The sequence below is a fragment of the Priestia sp. USM5 genome, assembly GCF_058323215.1.
The window spans coordinates 1-4,630 of record NZ_JBSGKN010000015.1; the positions used below are offsets into that span (position 1 = coordinate 1).

At 34.2% G+C, this 4,630-nt stretch carries 4 protein-coding genes; all 4 read left to right on the forward strand.

All coding sequences use genetic code 11. The annotated features are described in order from the left end of the window. Positions 1-110: 110 nt before the first annotated feature. The 4 genes from mobV (at position 111) to tet(L) (ending at position 4,177) form a co-directional block, all read left to right on the forward strand. On the forward strand, positions 111-1,373 hold the full coding sequence (gene mobV, locus ACWATA_RS29270; protein ID WP_000119405.1) for a MobV family relaxase: 1,263 nt from the start codon (positions 111-113) through the stop codon (positions 1,371-1,373). Between the two features lie 244 nt (positions 1,374-1,617). Then, positions 1,618-2,601: a protein rep gene (locus ACWATA_RS29275; protein ID WP_000336291.1), complete on the forward strand. Its 984-nt coding sequence runs from the start codon at positions 1,618-1,620 to the stop codon at positions 2,599-2,601. Between the two features lie 103 nt (positions 2,602-2,704). Beyond that, positions 2,705-2,767 carry a tetracycline resistance efflux system leader peptide gene (locus tag ACWATA_RS29280; protein WP_012779615.1) on the forward strand — a complete coding sequence of 21 codons (63 nt, stop codon included), beginning with the start codon at positions 2,705-2,707 and terminating at the stop codon, positions 2,765-2,767. Between the two features lie 33 nt (positions 2,768-2,800). Beyond that, a complete protein-coding gene (gene tet(L), locus ACWATA_RS29285) occupies positions 2,801-4,177 on the forward strand; it encodes a tetracycline efflux MFS transporter Tet(L) (RefSeq protein WP_001574277.1) in 1,377 nt (458 codons plus the stop codon). Positions 4,178-4,630 lie beyond the last annotated feature (453 nt).

Genomic DNA, 4,630 nt, shown 5'->3' on the forward strand with positions numbered 1-4,630 from the left:
ACACACTTTATGAATATAAAGTATAGTGTGTTATACTTTACTTGGAAGTGGTTGCCGGAAAGAGCGAAAATGCCTCACATTTGTGCCACCTAAAAAGGAGCGATTTACATATGAGTTATGCAGTTTGTAGAATGCAAAAAGTGAAATCAGCTGGACTAAAAGGCATGCAATTTCATAATCAAAGAGAGCGAAAAAGTAGAACGAATGATGATATTGACCATGAGCGAACACGTGAAAATTATGATTTGAAAAATGATAAAAATATTGATTACAACGAACGTGTCAAAGAAATTATTGAATCACAAAAAACAGGTACAAGAAAAACGAGGAAAGATGCTGTTCTTGTAAATGAGTTGCTAGTAACATCTGACCGAGATTTTTTTGAGCAACTGGATCCAGGAGAACAAAAACGATTTTTTGAGGAAAGTTATAAATTATTTTCCGAACGATATGGCAAGCAAAATATTGCTTATGCAACAGTTCATAATGATGAGCAAACCCCTCACATGCATTTAGGTGTTGTGCCTATGCGTGATGGAAAACTGCAAGGAAAAAATGTGTTTAATCGTCAAGAACTGTTATGGCTACAAGATAAATTCCCCGAGCATATGAAAAAACAGGGTTTTGAGTTGAAGCGTGGTGAACGTGGCTCTGACCGTAAACATATTGAGACAGCTAAATTTAAAAAACAAACTTTGGAAAAAGAGATTGATTTTCTAGAAAAAAATTTAGCAGTTAAAAAAGATGAATGGACTGCTTATAGCGATAAAGTTAAATCAGATTTAGAAGTACCAGCGAAACGACACATGAAAAGTGTTGAAGTGCCAACGGGTGAAAAGTCCATGTTTGGTTTGGGAAAAGAAATAATGAAAACAGAAAAGAAACCAACCAAAAATGTTGTTATATCGGAGCGTGATTATAAAAACTTAGTGACTGCTGCGAGAGATAACGATAGGTTAAAACAGCATGTTAGAAATCTCATGAGTACTGATATGGCGAGAGAATATAAAAAATTAAGTAAAGAACATGGGCAAGTTAAAGAAAAATATAGTGGTCTTGTAGAGCGATTTAATGAAAATGTAAATGATTATAATGAGTTGCTTGAAGAAAACAAGTCTTTAAAGTCTAAAATAAGCGATTTAAAGCGTGATGTGAGTTTAATCTATGAAAGCACTAAGGAATTCCTTAAGGAACGTACAGACGGCTTAAAAGCCTTTAAAAACGTTTTTAAGGGGTTTGTAGACAAGGTAAAGGATAAAACAGCACAATTCCAAGAAAAACACGATTTAGAACCTAAAAAGAACGAATTTGAACTAACTCATAACCGAGAGGTAAAAAAAGAACGAAGTCGAGATCAGGGAATGAGTTTATAAAATAAAAAAAGCACCTGAAAAGGTGTCTTTTTTTGATGGTTTTGAACTTGTTCTTTCTTATCTTGATACATATAGAAATAACGTCATTTTTATTTTAGTTGCTGAAAGGTGCGTTGAAGTGTTGGTATGTATGTGTTTTAAAGTATTGAAAACCCTTAAAATTGGTTGCACAGAAAAACCCCATCTGTTAAAGTTATAAGTGACCAAACAAATAACTAAATAGATGGGGGTTTCTTTTAATATTATGTGTCCTAATAGTAGCATTTATTCAGATGAAAAATCAAGGGTTTTAGTGGACAAGACAAAAAGTGGAAAAGTGAGACCATGGAGAGAAAAGAAAATCGCTAATGTTGATTACTTTGAACTTCTGCATATTCTTGAATTTAAAAAGGCTGAAAGAGTAAAAGATTGTGCTGAAATATTAGAGTATAAACAAAATCGTGAAACAGGCGAAAGAAAGTTGTATCGAGTGTGGTTTTGTAAATCCAGGCTTTGTCCAATGTGCAACTGGAGGAGAGCAATGAAACATGGCATTCAGTCACAAAAGGTTGTTGCTGAAGTTATTAAACAAAAGCCAACAGTTCGTTGGTTGTTTCTCACATTAACAGTTAAAAATGTTTATGATGGCGAAGAATTAAATAAGAGTTTGTCAGATATGGCTCAAGGATTTCGCCGAATGATGCAATATAAAAAAATTAATAAAAATCTTGTTGGTTTTATGCGTGCAACGGAAGTGACAATAAATAATAAAGATAATTCTTATAATCAGCACATGCATGTATTGGTATGTGTGGAACCAACTTATTTTAAGAATACAGAAAACTACGTGAATCAAAAACAATGGATTCAATTTTGGAAAAAGGCAATGAAATTAGACTATGATCCAAATGTAAAAGTTCAAATGATTCGACCGAAAAATAAATATAAATCGGATATACAATCGGCAATTGACGAAACTGCAAAATATCCTGTAAAGGATACGGATTTTATGACCGATGATGAAGAAAAGAATTTGAAACGTTTGTCTGATTTGGAGGAAGGTTTACACCGTAAAAGGTTAATCTCCTATGGTGGTTTGTTAAAAGAAATACATAAAAAATTAAACCTTGATGACACAGAAGAAGGCGATTTGATTCATACAGATGATGACGAAAAAGCCGATGAAGATGGATTTTCTATTATTGCAATGTGGAATTGGGAACGGAAAAATTATTTTATTAAAGAGTAGTTCAACAAACGGGCCATATTGTTGTATAAGTGATGAAATACTGAATTTAAAACTTAGTTTATATGTGGTAAAATGTTTTAATCAAGTTTAGGAGGAATTAATTATGAAGTGTAATGAATGTAACAGGGTTCAATTAAAAGAGGGAAGCGTATCATTAACCCTATAAACTACGTCTGCCCTCATTATTGGAGGGTGAAATGTGAATACATCCTATTCACAATCGAATTTACGACACAACCAAATTTTAATTTGGCTTTGCATTTTATCTTTTTTTAGCGTATTAAATGAAATGGTTTTGAACGTCTCATTACCTGATATTGCAAATGATTTTAATAAACCACCTGCGAGTACAAACTGGGTGAACACAGCCTTTATGTTAACCTTTTCCATTGGAACAGCTGTATATGGAAAGCTATCTGATCAATTAGGCATCAAAAGGTTACTCCTATTTGGAATTATAATAAATTGTTTCGGGTCGGTAATTGGGTTTGTTGGCCATTCTTTCTTTTCCTTACTTATTATGGCTCGTTTTATTCAAGGGGCTGGTGCAGCTGCATTTCCAGCACTCGTAATGGTTGTAGTTGCGCGCTATATTCCAAAGGAAAATAGGGGTAAAGCATTTGGTCTTATTGGATCGATAGTAGCCATGGGAGAAGGAGTCGGTCCAGCGATTGGTGGAATGATAGCCCATTATATTCATTGGTCCTATCTTCTACTCATTCCTATGATAACAATTATCACTGTTCCGTTTCTTATGAAATTATTAAAGAAAGAAGTAAGGATAAAAGGTCATTTTGATATCAAAGGAATTATACTAATGTCTGTAGGCATTGTATTTTTTATGTTGTTTACAACATCATATAGCATTTCTTTTCTTATCGTTAGCGTGCTGTCATTCCTGATATTTGTAAAACATATCAGGAAAGTAACAGATCCTTTTGTTGATCCCGGATTAGGGAAAAATATACCTTTTATGATTGGAGTTCTTTGTGGGGGAATTATATTTGGAACAGTAGCAGGGTTTGTCTCTATGGTTCCTTATATGATGAAAGATGTTCACCAGCTAAGTACTGCCGAAATCGGAAGTGTAATTATTTTCCCTGGAACAATGAGTGTCATTATTTTCGGCTACATTGGTGGGATACTTGTTGATAGAAGAGGTCCTTTATACGTGTTAAACATCGGAGTTACATTTCTTTCTGTTAGCTTTTTAACTGCTTCCTTTCTTTTAGAAACAACATCATGGTTCATGACAATTATAATCGTATTTGTTTTAGGTGGGCTTTCGTTCACCAAAACAGTTATATCAACAATTGTTTCAAGTAGCTTGAAACAGCAGGAAGCTGGTGCTGGAATGAGTTTGCTTAACTTTACCAGCTTTTTATCAGAGGGAACAGGTATTGCAATTGTAGGTGGTTTATTATCCATACCCTTACTTGATCAAAGGTTGTTACCTATGGAAGTTGATCAGTCAACTTATCTGTATAGTAATTTGTTATTACTTTTTTCAGGAATCATTGTCATTAGTTGGCTGGTTACCTTGAATGTATATAAACATTCTCAAAGGGATTTCTAAATCGTTAAGGGATCAACTTTGGGAGAGAGTTCAAAATTGATCCTTTTTTTATAACAGGAATTCAAATCTTTTTGTTCCATTAAAGGGCGCGATTGCTGAATAAAAGATACGAGAGACCTCTCTTGTATCTTTTTTATTTTGAGTGGTTTTGTCCGTTACACTAGAAAACCGAAAGACAATAAAAATTTTATTCTTGCTGAGTCTGGCTTTCGGTAAGCTAGACAAAACGGACAAAATAAAAATTGGCAAGGGTTTAAAGGTGGAGATTTTTTGAGTGATCTTCTCAAAAAATACTACCTGTCCCTTGCTGATTTTTAAACGAGCACGAGAGCAAAACCCCCCTTTGCTGAGGTGGCAGAGGGCAGGTTTTTTTGTTTCTTTTTTCTCGTAAAAAAAAGAAAGGTCTTAAAGGTTTTATGGTTTTGGTCGGCACTGCCGACAGCCTCGCAGAGC